Raw genomic sequence first — 16,227 nt, forward strand, 5'->3', positions numbered from 1 at the left:
ACCAATACGCGAAAAAAGAGGCCGGCGACACGAATGTCGCCGGCCAGTCTGCTCAGGAAGAGATCAGAAGCGAGCGCGCACGCCGAGCATGTAACGGGGCTCGAACTGATTGCGGCTGTGGAACTGCTTCTGGCCGGGTTCGAACTCGAAGTAGTATTCCTCGATTTCACCGAAGACGTTCGAGCCGTTGGCGTAGACGGTCACCATGTCGTTGACGTCATAGGTGATGTTGGCGTCCACGTACTGCGACGTATCCTGGTAGATCGGGATTGCGCCAAAGGTGTTGGCCAGTCGCGGCGTGCGATAGTTCCACGCCACACGAACCTGCAGACGGTCGCCCTGGTACCAGACGGCGGCGTTCATCGAATGCTCGGAGTTGTCGGGGAAGGGCAGGTCCTCGCCCGACAGGTTCTGCGCGTTCTGTGAACTGTCCGAATAGGTATAGCTGCCGTCGAAGCCGAAATCGCTCCAGATCGGCGTGTCGATGAAGTCCGACAGGCCGATCTTGGCGCCCAGTTCGACGCCCTGCAGTTCGCCACCCTCGCCCTGGACTGGGCGATTGACGTCGACCATGCGGCGAATGATGCCGTCGCCGTCAGGATAGGAGCCGCTCAGGGGCACGGTTTCGCGCTTGACGAAGCTCTCGATGTTCAGGCGGAAAATGCCCGCATTGAACATGGTCGCCGGGCCGAAATAATACTCCAGCGCCAGATCGTAATTCGTCGAGCGCCAGGGATCGAGTTCGACCGTGCCGCCGATGGTCGCGCCGGTGACGCGTCGGATGCCGAGGGGCGGGGCGCTGGGATCGTCTGGCGTCGGACCCAGGGAGTCCACCGTCGAGATCGTCACGCCACCGCCGTAGTTGCCGAGATCCAGAGGGATCATCGTCTTGGCGTAGGACGCGCGAAGTTTCAGCTTGTCGGTGAAATCGTACCGGAAGTTCGCCGTCGGCAGCCAGTCCGTATAGCTTCGGCTCGAGATGGTGTCGCCGACGTCGTTGTTGGTGTCGCCATAGGCACGCGTATCACCCGTCAGATTTTGGCGAGCCCGCAGTTCCGTGCGCACCATCCGCACGCCCAGGTCTCCGGTCAGATTGCCGAAGCCCAGGGCGAAGTTGGTGTAGGCGCTGTCCTCGTACAGATCGACGTCATAAGTGTTGCCCGGAATGATGACCTCGTAGGCGTTGCCGAACACGCGCTCCTGGAAAGCGCGCACGTCGTCGAAGTCGCGCGGATCAGCCACCCACACGCCCGGCAGGCCTGAGGTGATCGAGCCGTAGTCGGACATGAAATAGGTGTTGTTGTTCTCGCGCAGCAAGGTCGGACGGTTGACCGTATAGCCTTGGAAGCAGGTCGGGGTGTTCGCGACGGTCCCAGCGGTGCAACTGTTTGGCGTCGCATCGACCGGAAGCGACGCGTTGAAGCCGGGGTTGGTGACGAACTCACCCGACTGGCACTGCGTGTTGTCCATCACGACGTCGATGGCTTTCCACTGGGCCGCGCAGCCCGCCTGGTTCCCTGCGCCTTGTCCGGCGTAGAAGTCGGAGAACAGGTGGAAGTTGCGGATTTCGACCTCTCGGCCGCTGTGCCGGACGCCGACGTCGATCTTGTTGACGAAGCCGAACAGCGGCGTGTCCTGGAACTCATAGCCGCCGTCGAAGCGCACCACGGTAAGGTCGGAGTTGTTGCGCTGGTTGCCTTCCGACGAATAGGCGCCGACCGTGTAGGAATCGAGATTGGACATGTAGTCGGTCAGCGGCACGGTCCCCAGACCGCCCGGCAGCGGCGTGTCGAAACCGCTCCAGGCCAGACTGGAGCCCGTCTGGCTGATGTGCAACTGCGGGTCCGCGCCATAGCCGAACGGGTTGGGCGAAATGTAACGTCCGCCCTGGCTGCCGACGACGCCGTTGGAATAGCGCGAGGCGGGATAAAGCGCCGCGATCGAGGCGGGATAGAAGGTGCCGCGCGTCCGGTCCGCGCCTTGGCGGAACAGGGTGAAGGTACGATCAGGACCGTATTCCCAGTTGGACAGATCGCCCTGGACCTGACCGTTCATACTCTCCAGGTTGGCTTCGGCCTTGATGGCCCTTGCGCTGAAGGTGAACGGGCCGCCCTTGTCGTAATCCAGCTCCAGATTGAAGTTCTTGGACTCGTTCTCGGTCGCCCGGTTCACGGTGAATGAGTTCATCCACCAGACGTCGAGGTCGTATTCGCTGACATTCAACCAGGGCAGACCATTGGGGCCGCCGTTCACGCCGGTCTCGACGAAGTCTGTCGGCGTCGTCCAACCCAGCCCGCTCCAGCGGTTCGAGATGTTCAGGCCGGCGGCGCGGTTGTATTCCTGCTGGTGGGTGTAGAAGACCTCGGCCGTCAGGCGGACGCCGTCCTCGATGTCGAACTGGAAGGCGCCGTTCAGGCTGTAGCGTTCGCGCTCAACGGCCCGGCTGAAGCTGTCGTAACCATGAGGCGAAATCCAGTTGGGATCGGTGGAATCAGGACCGCTCCAGTCGTTGTTGCCCAGAACGCTCTGGCTGATGCCCGAATAGTTATTGCCCAGGTTCGACTTGCTCATCACCCCCGAGATCATCACGCCCAGCCGGTCGCCGCGCCAGTTCAGCAGGCCGTTGACCAGATAGTCGTCTTCCGCCGTGCGTTCGCCGGTCTGATACTCGGCGGCGGTGAAGACGGTCGGGCCGTAGTCGAAGTCCATCGGGCGGCGCGTCCGCAGGTCGATGGTGCCGGAGATGCCGGAAAGGGCGTTCGACACGTCCTGCGACTTGAACACGACGATCGAGTTCATCAATTGCGACGGCACGTCGTTCAGGTTCGGCTGGGCCGTACCCAGGTTGCCGGGCGCCAGATATTGTTCACCGTTCAGCAGGGTGATCACCTGAGGCAGGCCGCGGATGTTGACGGTCGAACCCTCGCCCGCGGACCGCTGCACCTGGATGCCCGGAATACGCTGCAGGGCGTCGGCGACGGTGACGTCGGGCAGTTTGCCGATGTCTTCCGCCGAGATGGCGTCGACCAGAGCGGATTCGTTGCGCTTGATGTTGATGGCCTGGGCCTGCGACGCCCGGATGCCGGTGACGACGATTTCGCCGACCTCGGTCGGGTCTTGGGGCGCCGGGATCGGCGCCTGTTCCGCGGTCTGGGCATAGGCCGGCGCGACAAGCGCCGAACTCGCCATCAAGGCCGCCAGCATGGGCCTCTTGTGGATTCTCATCTCGTTTTCCCTCCTCATTGGCGCCGCGTTTTTGTTGTGCGGCATTGGCTCAAGGCTTGATGATCGACCCTGAAAGCGTGACGTTCGCGCTCAACCCCGCCTCGGCGGCGTCGCGGGCGACGGTGATGCGGTAATCGCCCGGCGCGATGCGCCAGCCGGGCAATGCGGTGTCATATTCGGCCAGGATGCGCGGCTCGGCCTTCAGCACGATGCGACGCGTCTCGCCCGGCGACAGCGTCATCCGCGCAAAGGCGGCCAGACGCCTGGGCTGGTCGGCCGAGGCGACATACAGCTGGGCCACCTCGGCTCCCGCCCGGTCGCCGCTGTTGGTCACATCGACGGCGACGCTCAGACCCTGGGTGTTCGAGACCGCCAGGTTGGAATAGGCGAAGCTTGTGTAGCTGAGGCCGTAACCGAACGGGAACAGGGGTTTGCGTCCCTCGCGTTCGTACCAGCGGTAACCGACGTCCGATCCCTCGACATAATCGACGGCGAAGGGCTGCAGCACGGCCCCCTGCGGCGCCCCGGGGTTGGAGGCGGAGGCGGCGTCCACGGCCTTCATCTCGGCCAGGCCTGGCACGGTCGGGCGCGGCGCCTGATCGGCCGAGGCGGGGAAGGTGATCGGCAGGCGGCCGGACGGATTGACCTCGCCGAACAGGATGCGGGCGATGGCTTCGCCGCCGCGCTGGCCGGGGTACCAGGCCTGGATCACCGCCGGGGGCTTCTCCAGCCAAGGCATCAGCACCGGCCCGCCGGTCTCCAGCACCACCACCGTCCTGGCGTTGGCGGCGGCCACGGCCTCGATCAGCCCGTCCTGGTCGTCCGGCAGCGACAGGCTCTCGACGTCCTGGGCCTCTGTGGTCCACTGGGTGGCGAAGACGACGGCGATGTCCGCCGCGCGCGCCGCCGCAGCCGCCGCCGCAGGATCCCTGCCATCGACATAGGTCACGGTCGCGTCCGGCGTGACGGCGCGGATCGCGTTCAGCGGCGAGGACGCATGCCAGGTCATCCGCGCGAAAGACGCCGCAGCGCCTGAGGTCAGCGGAATCTCGACCGGCGCGCCGCCGACCGACCGCACCTGGGACGATCCTCCGCCCGACAGCACGCCGACATCGGCATGGCCGCCGATGAGCACGATCCGCTTCGCCGTCCTGGCCAGGGGCAGGACCCCGCCCTCGTTCTTCAGCAGCACGATCCCCGCCTCGGCCGCGCGCTGGGCGATCTCGGCGTTCCGGGCGTAGTCGATGGGCTGCGGGGTCGTGACCACCGGCGCGTCCAGCACCCCGGTCTCGATCAGGCCGACCAGCAGGCGACGCACCATGTCGTCCAGCCGCGCCTCGGGGATCCGCCCGGCGTCCAGGGCTTCACGGAAGGGGGCGTCGAAATACAGGGCCCGGTCCAGCTCCTGGCCCGAGGCCTGGTCCAGTCCCGCCAGGGCCGCCTTCTCGGTCGAATGGACCGCGCCCCAGTCGGACATGACCCAGCCGTCGTACTTCCAGTCGCGCTTCAGCACCTGGTTCAGCAGGAAGTCGTTCTCGCAGGCCCAGTCGCCGTTGACCTTGTTGTAGGCGCACATGACCGAGCCGGGATTTCCCCGCTCGATGGCGATCTGGAAGGCCAGCAGGTCGCTTTCGCGCAGGGACGCCTCGTCCAGGCGCGCGTCCATGATCATCCGCCCGGTCTCTTGCGAGTTGAAGGCGAAATGCTTGATGGTCGAGACGATCTTATTCGACTGGACGCCGCGGATATGGTCCCCGGCCATGACCCCGGCCAGCAGCGGATCCTCGCCCAGATATTCGAAATTCCGTCCGTTCCACGGATCGCGGGTGAGGTTCACCCCGCCGGCCAGCAGGATGTTGAAGGTCTTGGCCCGCGCCTCGGACCCGATCATGGCCCCGCCGGCATAGGCGATCTCGGGATCGAAGGTGGCGGCCGTCGCCAGGCTGGAGGGCAGGGCGGTGGCGACGTCGCCCTTGCGCTGTTCGACCTGGTTGGCGACGCCCAGGCTGGCGTCGCTTTCGCGCAGGGTCGGTATGCCCAGGCGGGGTATGCCGGGGATATGGCCGGCCGAAGGAATCATGTCGGCGACGGGGGCGCCGGGCGTCTGCGCGGCCATCGGCGGGAAGTAGCCGTGGATCAGTTGCAACTTCTCGTCACGCGTCATCCGGGCCAGCAAGGCGTCGGCCCGGGCGGCGGCTTCGGTTGGGACTGGGGTGGCCGAGGCGGGTTCGCTCGAGACTGCCCGGCCGTCCGTCTGGGCGAAGACCGCGACAGGCGTCATGCCGATGGCCGTCGCCAGGGCGAGACGACTGATCAGCGACAACGAGAGGAAATTCATGCCGGCTCCCAAACTCATCCAGGGACGGCGACGGCCGTCAGAACAGAAGTTGGGACGCGGCGCACACCATCGGGGATGACGGCGGGCAGCCGACATCGTTGCTCGCCGAGGCGAGCTTTTCGATCATGTTTGCGGATGGCGTTTGTCGCGCCGTGGTTCGCCGGCCCGAATGGCCGATGATCGTTCCGCTCCCTGCACGGAGGATCTTTGTCCTCTCGCAAGCAAAGGAAAGCACGGATTGAGAGCGTTCACAATACGAAATGGATGTAATGGAACGGCGTTATGCCTGATGGCCGGATCACAAGTCGTTTCAGTCAGAGGTCCAGTCAAACGCCGCAGCGCAAGTCCGCCCGGGCGCACCTAAGCGTAAAACCCAGGCGCGCACTGCGCCTGGGTTCGCCGGTCCGTCTGACGACACAGAGAAGCTTGGATGCAGGGCGGTTCGGGCTCAGATCACCCCGATCATCGAGGCCACCAGCGGGTGGCGCACGATGTCGCGTTCGGCGAGGCGCACCACGGCGATTTCGTCGATGGCCTCCAGACGGGCCGAAATATCGGCCAGGCCGGAAATGCCCGGCAGCAGGTCGGACTGCTGCGGGTCGCCCGTGACCACCATGGTCGAATGCCAGCCCAGCCGCGTCAGCAGCATCTTCAGCTGGACGTAGGTGCAGTTCTGGGCCTCGTCGACGACGATGAAGGCGTTGTTCAGGGTGCGGCCGCGCATATAGCCGATGGGCGCGATCTCGATCAGGCCCTCCGCCATCAGGGCCTTGACCCGCTTCATGCTCAGCCGGTCCGAAAGGGCGTCGTAAAGCGGGCGCAGATAGGGGGCCAGCTTGTCCTCCATGTCGCCGGGCAGGAAGCCGATCGACTCCCCGGCCTCGACGGCGGGGCGGCTCAGCACGATGCGGCCGACCTTGCCGGCCTCCAGCGCCTCGACCGCCTTGGCCACGGCCAGATAGGTCTTGCCCGTGCCTGCCGGGCCCAGCGCCATGACCAGATTATGCGCGTCGATGGCCGCCATCATTTCCGTCTGGCCCTCCGACTTCGGCTTCAGCGTCTTCAGATAGCCCTGCTCGCGGTCGTCGTTCGAGGAATGGGGCGACCATCCTGACCGTTCGTTATGGGGGGCGTGGAGCCGACGCACCTTCGACTCCTCCATGAACTCCCGCGAATCCAGGATTCCGTTTTCACGGGACTGACGCTTCATTGCCGCACGCTTTGTCATGGACGTCTCCAGGGCATGAAAAAAGGCGGACCCATACGGGTTCCGCCTTGGCTGGTCTTGGGGAGGAAAAGGCCGTGGCCCGTGTCGTGACGGCCGCCCGGATCGACAGCTTGGCCGTCAGAAACGGGACTGACCCGCCGCCCAACAACCGAACCCGGATCCCAACGCGCCACGCGAAGCCCCGACTAATGACCGGATCGGGCTTGATCCGGCTTCGGATCCGGGGCCGAAATGGCGACCCACGAATCGCATCAACACTCTGATGCTAACGTGGTTAGAAATCTGTTAAAGCCCTCGTTTTTAGAAGATTAGGCGGCGTTCTGATGACCATTTACACATTGGGCGACAGCAAACCGCAGTTTCCCGCGCCCGGCGAATACTGGGTCGCGCCGAGCGCATCGGTGATTGGGAACGTGATTCTGCACCCCAACGCCAGCGTCTGGTTCGGCGCGGTGCTGCGTGGCGACAACGAGCCGATCGTTGTGGGGCCCGACAGCAACATCCAGGACGGCAGCGTCCTGCACACCGACATGGGCTCGCCCCTGACCCTGGGCCGGGGCGTCACCGTCGGCCACCAGGCCACGCTGCATGGCTGCGAGGTCGGCGACTACAGCCTGATCGGCATCGGGGCGGTGGTGCTGAACGGGGTGAAGATCGGCCGCAACTGCATCATCGGCGCGAACGCCCTGCTGACCGAGGGCAAGATCATTCCCGACAACAGTCTGGTCGTGGGCCAGCCGGGCAAGGTGGTGCGAGAGCGCGATCCCGACCAGATCGCCGTCCTGCAGATGTCGGCCGAACATTACGTGCAGAACTGGAAACGGTTCGCGGCGGATCTGCGCGCCCTCTAGTCTCCGCTCAACCCGGCTAGCGCCGGGATGCGCGGGATCAGGAGGCTAGAATCCTTCGCGCCGCGTCGGCGTCCTTGTCGATCTGGGCCTTCAGGGCGCCCAGCCCGTCGAAGCTTTCCTCGCCGCGCAGCCAGGCGACCAGTTCCGTCTCGATGACCTGGCCGTACAGGTCGCTGTCGAAATCGAACAGCCAGACCTCGAGCAGCGGGGTCTCCAGCGCATACATGGGCCGCACGCCCAGGCTGGCGACGCCGTTGACGACCCGCCCGTCCGCCAGACGGCTGCGGGTCGCATAGACGCCGTAGGCGGGGCGCATGTAATCGCCCAGCGCGATGTTGGCGGTCGGCACGCCGATGGTGCGGCCGCGCTTGTCGCCGTGGATCACCTCGCCCTGAAGAGCAAAGGGGCGGCCCAGGATGGCGGCGGCCCGGTCCATGTCCCCGGCCTTCAGGGCTTCCCGCACGGCGCTGGATGACAGTTTCAGCCCGTCGGCGTCATCCAGCCGCTCGGCCACCGAAACCGTGAAGCCCAGCCGCTCGCCATAGGTCTTCAAGGCTTCGGGCGAGCCGGACCGCCCCTTGCCGAAGGTGAAGTCGAAGCCGACGGCGGCATGGCGCACGCCAAGCCCCCGCGCCAGCACCTTTTCGGCGAAGTCCGCATCGCTCATGCCCGCCATCTCGCCGTCGAACGGCAGCAGATACAGGATGTCGACCCCCAGGGGCGCCAGGGCCTGGGCCATCTGGTCCGCCGTCATCAGGCGAAAGGGCGCCGCCTCGGGCTGGAACCAGCGGCGCGGATGGGGATCGAAACTGACCACGCCGAGCGGCGCGCCCAGCCGTTCGGCGGCGGCCTTTGCGCCCGCAATGACCGCCTGATGCCCCCGGTGCACGCCGTCGAAGGCGCCGACCGCGACCGCTGCGCCCCTCAGGGCGTTCGGCAGGTCGCGCCAGTCGCGGACGATCTGCATCAGCGCTGGGAGGGCTTGCGCCGGCGCGGAACGCGGACGACGGCGACGCCGTCCATGATCATGGTCTCGCCGACAAAGCCTTCGCAGCTCAGCTTGACCCGTGCGCTCTCGGCCTCGACCTCGATCACCGTAATCAGGATGCGGACGACGTCGTCGATCCGCACCGGCTGATGAAAGGCCAGGGTCTGGGAGATGTAGATCGACCCGGCGCCCGGCAGGATGGTGCCGACCACGGCCGATCCGAACGAGGCGCTCAGCAGGCCATGCGCGATCCGGCCGCGATAGGCGGTCTTGGACGCAAAGGCCTCGTCCAGGTGGACAGGGTTGAAGTCGTCGGACGCCTCGGCGAACAGCCGAATCCGGTCCTCCGTGGCGACCACGATTTTCTCGGCGGCCATGCCGACGTGAAGTTCGTCCAGGATGTAACCACCGGACGGATGCTGCTGAACCAATTCGACCATGCTGCAGGCTTTAGCTGCGGTGCGACAAAATGGCGAGCCTTACCAGGCGAGTTCGAGCGCGGCGTATCGCGCATATGTTGTTTCAGCCTTCAGCAGATCGCTGGCGCGGGCGGGATCCAGCGTCCCATCCTCGCCTCGGGCCTGGTCGCCGTGGATGCCCTGGGCGATGAACAGGCAGTCCAGGGCCTGGGCGTTGGCCCCCATGATGTCGGTGACGACGCCGTCGCCGATGCACAGGACGCGCGACCGATCGACCGGCCGGCCCAGCAGCGTCTGCGCCTCCTTGATCGCCAGATCATAGATCGGGGCATAGGGCTTGCCGGCCATGACGACCCGACCGCCCAGCGACTCGTACAGGTCGGCCAGCGCCCCGCCGCAATAGATCAGCTTGTCGCCGCGCTGAACCACCCGATCGGGGTTGGCGCAGATCAGCTCCAGATCGCGCGCCGCGCCGACCGCGAACCGCTCGCGATAGTCCTCAGGCGTCTCGGTCGTGTCGTCCACGGGGCCGGTGACGGAGATGAAGGCGGCGTCCTCTGCGCCGGCGGCGCGGTCCAGCCCCAGTCCGGCGTAGAGGGGGGCGTCACGCTCTGGCCCGACGATCCAGGCCGGGCCGGGCGCCCGCTTGGCCAGTTCGGCGCGCGTGGCGTCCCCGGAGGTGACGAAGGCCTTCCAGGCCTCGCGCGGCACGCCCAGGCCGTCCAACTGGGCGATCACGTCCGAGGCCGGTCGGGGCGAGTTGGAGATCAGCACCACATGCCCGCCCTCGCGGTTGAACCGCATCAGAGCCTCGCACGGGGTCGCCCAGCTTTCGCGCCCGTTGTGGATCACCCCCCAGACGTCGCAGAGCAGGATGTCATAATCGCCGGCGACGGCGCCGAGGTGGGGCAGGGCGTGGGGGAGGGTCATGGGCGTCTGAGTAGCCGCTCGGACACCATGACGAAAGTCTCCTCCCCATCAAATGGGGAGGAGGCAGACAGGCCGGTTCAGCTGAACCGACGCCTTTGTTCGGCGCTGCGCAGGGTGGAGCGCAGGAAGTCGGCGGGCGGGTCGGTCTCGGCCAGCACCTGTTCCTTGATGGCGCGGGGTTCGCCGAACAGGTGGCCCTGGCCCATCGCGACGTCCAGCTCGAGGATGTCGACGACCTGACGCTCGTTCTCGACCTTTTCGGCGATGACCTCGACGCCGTAGCGGCGGGTCAGGGCGGCGAAGTCGGCGGCCTGGATGTCGGGCATGGAGCGCAGCGGCGCTCCGCCGTCGAGATCCAGAAGCTGTTCGATCAGCAGGTCGGCCGACACCTTGATGAACTTGACGTCCGCCCGCTGCAGGTCGGCGAAGTCGAGGTCCAGCGTCTGGACCTTGTCCAGCGAGAAGCGGAATCCCATGTCGGCCAGCCGCGCCATGTTGCGCGCCTCCACGGCGCCGCGCGCGTCGAAATTGGCCTGGCCCAGCTCGAAGATCAGGGCCTGGTTCAGATCGCGGTTCTCGCTGAGGAACTCCAGGAAACGCGGGAAGAAGGTCTCGTCGCCCAGCGAGGTCAGGGCCACGTTGCAGAAGACCCCGACCTTGCGGTCCTGGCGCGCCAGCCGGCGCACGATCTGGGCGCAGCGGAACAGCAGCAGATTGTCGATGGCGGGCACCAGGCCCTCGCCTTCGGCCAGCGACAGATATTCGGCCGGCATCATGACCCGGTCGGTCGCGTCGCGCAGGCGGGTGAAGCTCTCGTAAAAGATCGTGCGGCGCTGGGGCAGGGATACGACGGGCTGAAGATAGAGGTCCACCCGACCCTCGCTGAGCGCCTCGTGGATGGTGCGCAGCAGGACGTTCGACTGGGCCTGGCGCCGGCCTTCGAAGGTCTCGACCCCGATGCTGGGGGCGGCCGACAGCCGGTGGTCGATGCTCTCGCTCATCTGCTGGACCAGGGTCTCCAGCATTCGCACTTCGCCGGTCAGGGCGTCTGTGTCTGACAGGGCGCCGCTCTCGATGGCGTGGGCCAGTTCGGTCAGGGCGCCCTGGGTCGACTCCATCGCATCGGCCAGCAGGCGGTGGGCCTCGCGGACCTGGTCGATCTCCTTCTTCAGGGCGTGACGGGCGGCGACGCCCGTGACGATGCCGTGGAAGGCGCCCAGCAGACCCAGCGCCCCGAGCGCGCCCGCCACGCCCGCGCCGGCGCCCAGGCCCGCACGCCACAGGAACGCCCCCACGGTCATGCCGAGGAACAGATAGGCGAAGTACAGAAAGCCCGTGGTCAGGTTACGCATCGGCTGGCGGTGGCCACTCCCGGATGGAATCGCCTGAGTATCAGGCTATCAATGTCGTTCGGCTAGAGCCGGGGCGCAAATAACCCGGCGGAACTCAAGGGAAACCCAATGGAACTGTTCGATCTCACCGGCAAGGTCGCCATCATCACCGGCTCGTCGCGGGGCATAGGCAAGGCGATCGCCGAGCGGCTGGCCGAACACGGGGCCAAGGTGGTCATCTCCTCGCGCAAGGCCGGGCCGTGCGACGAGGTCGCCGCCGAGATCAACGGCAAGTACGGCGAGGGGCGCGCCATCGCGGTTCCCGCCAATATCGCCTCCAAGGAGGATCTGCAGCGGCTGGTGGACGAGACGAACGCCGCCTTCGGTCAGATCGACATCCTGGTCTGCAACGCCGCGACCAATCCCTACGCCGGGCCGATGGGCGGGATCGCCGACGATCAGTTCGAGAAGATCCTGCAGAATAACGTCATCTCGAACCATTGGCTGATCCAGATGGTCGCGCCGCAGATGGTGGAGCGCAAGGACGGGGCGATCCTGGTGATCTCGTCCATCGGCGGCCTGCGCGGCAACGCCCTGATCGGCGCCTACAATATCTCCAAGGCGGCCGACATGCAGCTGGTGCGGAACCTGGCGGTGGAGTGGGGCCCGTCGAACGTGCGGGTCAACTGTATCGCCCCGGGCCTGGTCCAAACCGATTTCGCCAAATATCTGTGGGAGAATCCGGAGCTGCTGAAGACGGTGACGGAGCCCGCGCCGCTGAAAAGGATCGGCCAGCCGGATGAAATCGCCGGCACGGCGGTCTATCTGTGCAGCCCCGCCTCGGCCTATGTGACGGGGCAGACCCTTGTGGTGGACGGTGGATTGACGATTGCCTGGTGAAAACACGCGAGAAGAGCCGAAGTTTGAGCGCGCCTCAGAGGCGCGCTCAAACAGCCCGAGGGGCGGCAGCGCCACAAGCGTGCGGCAGGACCTGATCTGGCGCCTGCAGGCCGTCGCCTTCCAGGCGCTGTTTTCGTTCCTGCGCCTGCTCGGGGTCGAGCGCGCCTCGGGCCTGGGCGGCTGGCTGTTGCGGACGCTGGGACCGAAGACGGGCACCCAGAAGACGGTGATGCGCAATCTGCGGATCGCCTTCCCCGACATGACGGACGCCCAGCGCGAGGCTCTGGCGCTGGAACAGTGGGACCGGACGGGGCGGACCTTCGCCGAACTGGCGGTCATGGATCAGCTGACGCCCGAGGGCGGGCGGGTCGAGGTGGTCGGGATGGAGCGGCTGCACGCCCTGCGTGACAGCGGCAAGGCGGCGGTGCTGATCTCGGGCCATCTGGCGAATTTCGAAGTCATGGCGGCGGTGATCATGGCCTCGGGCCTGCCGTGCCAGGTGACCTATCGGGCGGCGAACAATCCCTATGTGGACGCCCTGATCCGCCAGAGCCGCGAGCGCTACGGCATTCGCCTGTTCGCGCCCAAGGGCGACGGGACGCGCGAGCTGATGGCGGGGATGAAGCGGGGCGATTCCATCGCGCTTCTGGTCGATCAGAAATACAATCAGGGGCCGGAGGTCGAGTTCTTTGGTCAGCCGGTCAACGCCTCGCCGGGGGCGGCGCGACTGGCGCTGAAGTTCGGGGCGGTGATTCAGCCCCTGTCGGTGGTGCGTCTGCCCGGCGTGCGGTTCCGGGTGACGGCGCATGAGCCGATCATGATCCCCGAGACCGCGGACAAGGCGGCTGACGTGCTGGCGGGCGTCCAGGCGGTGAACCGCTTCGTCGAGGATCGGGTTCGCGAGGTTCCGGAGGACTGGTTCTGGGTTCACCGGCGCTGGCCGGACAGGGTCTATGCGGCCCTGGGCGATCGCCTGGAATCGGCGGCGCGGCGGAACGGCCCGGCATAGGCCTCGACGTCGCGACGTCGGCGGCAGGGACCGCAGTAGGCGCTCGTCTTGATGAAGGCGCGGGGCTTGAGGATGACCGCGTTTATCCGGTCGAGGATGGCCTTGGCGGTGATCGGCTTGACCAGGAATTCGGTGACGCCGGCGTCGCGGGCCGCATAGATGCGGCTCTTTTCGGCATGGCCGCTCATCATGATGATGGGCAGGTAGATGTTGGCGCTGTCCGGGCCGGTGCGGACCAGCCGCGTGAACTCGACGCCGTCCAGCGGGAACATGTTGTAGTCGACGATGGCCAGATCGACGGGCTGGTGGCTAAGAATGTCAAGGGCCACGGCGCCGTCGGGCGCTTCGTGAACCTTGTGGATGCCGGCGGAATTCAGCACGGCCGAGGTGATGGCGCGCATATGCTGATTGTCGTCCACCAGCAGAACGGCCAGCGATTGAAGCGATGACATCGGAGCCCCCGAAGCGAGGCGGGGAAACTACGTGTTTATCCTTACTCTCGCAAGCTGAGCCATAAAATCAGGCCAGACGCCGGGGCGCGCGGGCGCCGACCAGCAGGGACGGGTCCAGATTGCGGTCGCGCCATTTCAGGCGCCAGCACAGATGGGGGCCGGTGGCGCGGCCCGTCATGCCGACGCGGCCCAGGGGATCGCCGCGCCGGCGGGCTGGTTCGGGGTCACGTCCAGTTGCGACTGGTGCAGATAGGCGCTGATCAGGCCCTGGCCGTGGTCGATCAGGGTCAGACCGCCCTCGAAATGCATGTCCGGGCGGGTGAAGACGATGCGGCCGTCGGCCGGGGCGCGGATCACGGTCCCGGCCGGGGCGGCCAGATCGACGCCGTAATGGGGCCGCGCGGGCGTGCCGTTCAGGATACGCTGGGCGCCCCATTCGCTGGAGATGCGGTAGGTCTCGAGCGGCCAGATGAAGCCGTCGCGGAAGTCGTCGGCGTCGGCCCGGCTGGCGAAGGCCTCGGTCTTGAGGGCGACCTCCTGGCGGATGCGGTCCAGAAGCGCCGGATCGCTGGGTTCGACCGTGGCGGGCGGCAGGCCGTCCACGCGGGTCGAGGGGAAGGCGTAGGGCGCGACGTCCAGGACGCGGCGGGTGGATCGGGCGCCGGATCGGACCTCGATCTCGGCCAGGGCGGGGGCGTCGCGGTCGAAGCCGACGATGAAGAGGCCGTCGGTCGAGGCGGTGGACAGGGCCTCGCCGTCCACGAGGATCAGGGCGCGCGGCTCGGTGCGGCCCAGGGCGTAGCCGCCCTGACGCCAGGCGCCGTTCAGGACCAGATCGACCGCGCCCTGAGCCGGGGCCGAGGCGCCCAGCATCCGCGGGGTCGCCAGGGCCGCGCCGAAGCCGAGCAGCAGCGGGCGGCGGCCGATCAAGGGGCGGTCATCCGGGCGATGAACTCGGCCGGGCCGAAATAGGCCTCCTGCCGGGTCGGGCTCCAGTAGCGCAGCACCTCCAGCGGGATAGGCTTTTCCGTGACGGCGCAGCGCACGAACCGTCCCGGTTTCAACACCGCGAATTCGCCGTCGCCATAGTGGAGGGCGGCCTGTGTCGTGTTCGTCGCGTCCATGGGGTCAGTTAACGATGATCGGGGTTCGAGGCCAAGGACAGTTTCACGCCGTCGCCGGGTTGGGGCCGGCCATTTCGGCCTTGTGATCGATGGCGGCCTGTTTGGCCTCGGGCGAGCCCGAGACCGGCGGGCGGGGCCGGCCGCCCATCCGGTCGGTGAACAGGAAGACGAAGGGGTTCAGCGAGATCGACAGCAGGGCGGCGGCCAGGATCAGGTCGTGGGTCTCGCGGCTCATGGCCCCCAGGCTGACGCCCAGGGCGGCCAGGATGAAGGAGAACTCGCCGATCTGGGCCAGGGAGGCGGCGACGGTCAGGCCGGTGGACCGGTCCAGCCTGAAGACGCGGGCGATGGCCAGGGCGGCCAGCGACTTGCCGATGATGACGATGCCGAGGACGCCCAGAACGGCCCAGGGCTGGCGCACCAGGATCATGGGGTCGAACAACATGCCGACCGAGACGAAGAACAGCACGGCGAAGGCGTCGCGCAGGGGCAGGGACCGTTCGGCGGCGTTGTGGCCCAGCGGCGAGGCGTTCATCACCAGGCCGGCCAGGAAGGCGCCGAGCGCGAACGAATGGAACAGATAATAGGCCAGCCAGGCGATGCCCAGGGCGATGGCCAGGACGCCCAGGGTGAAGAGCTCGCGCGAGCGGGTGTGGGCGATGCGGACCAGCAGCCAGGGGATCAGCTTGCCGCCGACGACCAGCATGCCGGCGACGAACAGGCCGACCTTCAGCAGGGTCCAGCCGATGCCCATGCCCAGGGCGGCGAGATCGGTCTGGGTTCCGGCGGGGACGATGATCATGGGCAGCATGACCAGGGCGATGACGATGACCATGTCCTCCACGATCAGCCAGCCCACGGCGATACGGCCGACCTCGCCCTTGACCTGTTTGCGCTCTTCCAGGGCGCGCAGCAGGACCACGGTGGAGGCGACCGACAGGGCGAAGCCCATCAGCAGGGCCTCGACATCCCCCAGGCCCAGCACCACCCGGCCCAGGGCCCAGCCCAGGACGGTGGCGACGGCGATCTGGACCAGGGCGCCGGGCACGGCGACCTTGCGCACCTGCATCAGATCCCGGGGCGAGAAGTGCAGCCCGACCCCGAACATCAGCAGGATGACGCCGATCTCGGCCAGTTGCGGCGCCAGTTCGGTGTCGGCGACGAAACCGCCCGTATAGGGGCCGACGGCGACGCCCGCGACCAGATAGCCGACCAGGGGCGACAGCTTCAGCCGATTGGCCAACATGCCGAACACGAAGGCGAGGACGAATCCTCCGACCAGGGTGAGAATCAGGCTGTCGGCATGCGGCATCAAGGCTCCTGTCGCGGGCGAAGGGGTGATTTTTGGATAGGTTCAGGTGGGGCGCTTTGCCCCGTCTGACAAGATGACGCAGTGTCGCGTCGGGTTGAATTGGCGTCGTCTTCGCGCTTT

14 protein-coding genes are annotated in these 16,227 nt (G+C 66.8%); 3 read left to right on the forward strand and 11 right to left on the reverse strand.

Features of this window, described 5'->3' with window-relative positions; translation table 11 throughout:
• Positions 1-63: 63 nt before the first annotated feature.
• From AC1RSI_RS01345 to AC1RSI_RS01355, 3 genes are all read right to left on the reverse strand, one after another.
• Positions 64-3,225 (reverse strand): TonB-dependent receptor, encoded by a 3,162-nt coding sequence (locus tag AC1RSI_RS01345; protein ID WP_230307583.1) that lies wholly within the window; start codon positions 3,223-3,225, stop codon positions 64-66.
• Positions 3,226-3,274: 49 nt separating this feature from the next.
• Positions 3,275-5,563 carry a beta-glucosidase gene (locus tag AC1RSI_RS01350; RefSeq protein WP_052004676.1) on the reverse strand — a complete coding sequence of 763 codons (2,289 nt, stop codon included), beginning with the start codon at positions 5,561-5,563 and terminating at the stop codon, positions 3,275-3,277.
• Between the two features lie 448 nt (positions 5,564-6,011).
• Positions 6,012-6,803, reverse strand: coding sequence for a PhoH family protein (locus AC1RSI_RS01355; RefSeq protein ID WP_154725752.1), 792 nt, complete (start codon positions 6,801-6,803; stop codon positions 6,012-6,014).
• Between the two features lie 311 nt (positions 6,804-7,114).
• Here AC1RSI_RS01355 and AC1RSI_RS01360 point away from each other — a divergent pair, with 311 nt between their 5' ends.
• Positions 7,115-7,642, forward strand: coding sequence for a gamma carbonic anhydrase family protein (locus AC1RSI_RS01360; protein ID WP_154725751.1), 528 nt, complete (start codon positions 7,115-7,117; stop codon positions 7,640-7,642).
• Between the two features lie 37 nt (positions 7,643-7,679).
• Here the strand turns inward: AC1RSI_RS01360 and AC1RSI_RS01365 are convergent, their stop codons facing one another.
• The 4 genes from AC1RSI_RS01365 to tipF form a co-directional block, all read right to left on the reverse strand.
• Positions 7,680-8,609, reverse strand: coding sequence for a bifunctional riboflavin kinase/FAD synthetase (locus tag AC1RSI_RS01365; protein WP_008260029.1), 930 nt, complete (start codon positions 8,607-8,609; stop codon positions 7,680-7,682).
• Positions 8,609-9,070 (reverse strand): MaoC family dehydratase, encoded by a 462-nt coding sequence (locus AC1RSI_RS01370; protein ID WP_008263736.1) that lies wholly within the window; start codon positions 9,068-9,070, stop codon positions 8,609-8,611. The genes AC1RSI_RS01365 and AC1RSI_RS01370 overlap by 1 nt, the downstream gene beginning before the upstream one ends.
• Before the next feature lie 39 nt (positions 9,071-9,109).
• Positions 9,110-9,979 (reverse strand): TIGR01459 family HAD-type hydrolase, encoded by an 870-nt coding sequence (locus AC1RSI_RS01375; RefSeq protein ID WP_035305577.1) that lies wholly within the window; start codon positions 9,977-9,979, stop codon positions 9,110-9,112.
• Between the two features lie 77 nt (positions 9,980-10,056).
• Entirely contained in the window at positions 10,057-11,331 is a 1,275-nt protein-coding gene (gene tipF / locus AC1RSI_RS01380; protein WP_154725750.1) for a flagella assembly cyclic-di-GMP phosphodiesterase TipF, read from the reverse strand.
• A 108-nt stretch (positions 11,332-11,439) separates the two neighbouring features.
• On the opposite strand from tipF, the gene AC1RSI_RS01385 reads away from it, so the two are divergent.
• Together AC1RSI_RS01385 and AC1RSI_RS01390 are read left to right on the forward strand one after the other, a co-directional pair.
• Positions 11,440-12,210 (forward strand): SDR family NAD(P)-dependent oxidoreductase, encoded by a 771-nt coding sequence (locus AC1RSI_RS01385; RefSeq protein WP_008260395.1) that lies wholly within the window; start codon positions 11,440-11,442, stop codon positions 12,208-12,210.
• Positions 12,211-12,289: 79 nt separating this feature from the next.
• A complete protein-coding gene (locus AC1RSI_RS01390) occupies positions 12,290-13,219 on the forward strand; it encodes a lysophospholipid acyltransferase family protein (RefSeq protein WP_154725749.1) in 930 nt (309 codons plus the stop codon).
• Here AC1RSI_RS01390 and AC1RSI_RS01395 read toward each other — a convergent pair.
• The 4 genes from AC1RSI_RS01395 to AC1RSI_RS01410 form a co-directional block, all read right to left on the reverse strand.
• Positions 13,162-13,671 (reverse strand): response regulator, encoded by a 510-nt coding sequence (locus AC1RSI_RS01395; RefSeq protein WP_035305571.1) that lies wholly within the window; start codon positions 13,669-13,671, stop codon positions 13,162-13,164. The genes AC1RSI_RS01390 and AC1RSI_RS01395 overlap by 58 nt on opposite strands.
• 174 nt (positions 13,672-13,845) lie before the next feature.
• The gene (locus tag AC1RSI_RS01400; RefSeq protein ID WP_367118294.1) at positions 13,846-14,601 is read right to left on the reverse strand and encodes a M23 family metallopeptidase; all 756 of its coding nucleotides are present in this window, start codon (positions 14,599-14,601) and stop codon (positions 13,846-13,848) included.
• Entirely contained in the window at positions 14,598-14,795 is a 198-nt protein-coding gene (locus AC1RSI_RS01405) for a DUF2093 domain-containing protein (protein WP_008261088.1), read from the reverse strand. The genes AC1RSI_RS01400 and AC1RSI_RS01405 overlap by 4 nt, the downstream gene beginning before the upstream one ends.
• Positions 14,796-14,838: 43 nt before the next feature.
• Positions 14,839-16,107, reverse strand: a complete 1,269-nt coding sequence (locus AC1RSI_RS01410) for a cation:proton antiporter domain-containing protein (RefSeq protein WP_052004674.1) — start codon at positions 16,105-16,107, stop codon at positions 14,839-14,841.
• Positions 16,108-16,227 lie beyond the last annotated feature (120 nt).

Source organism: Brevundimonas sp. GW821-FHT10E09, assembly GCF_058809375.1.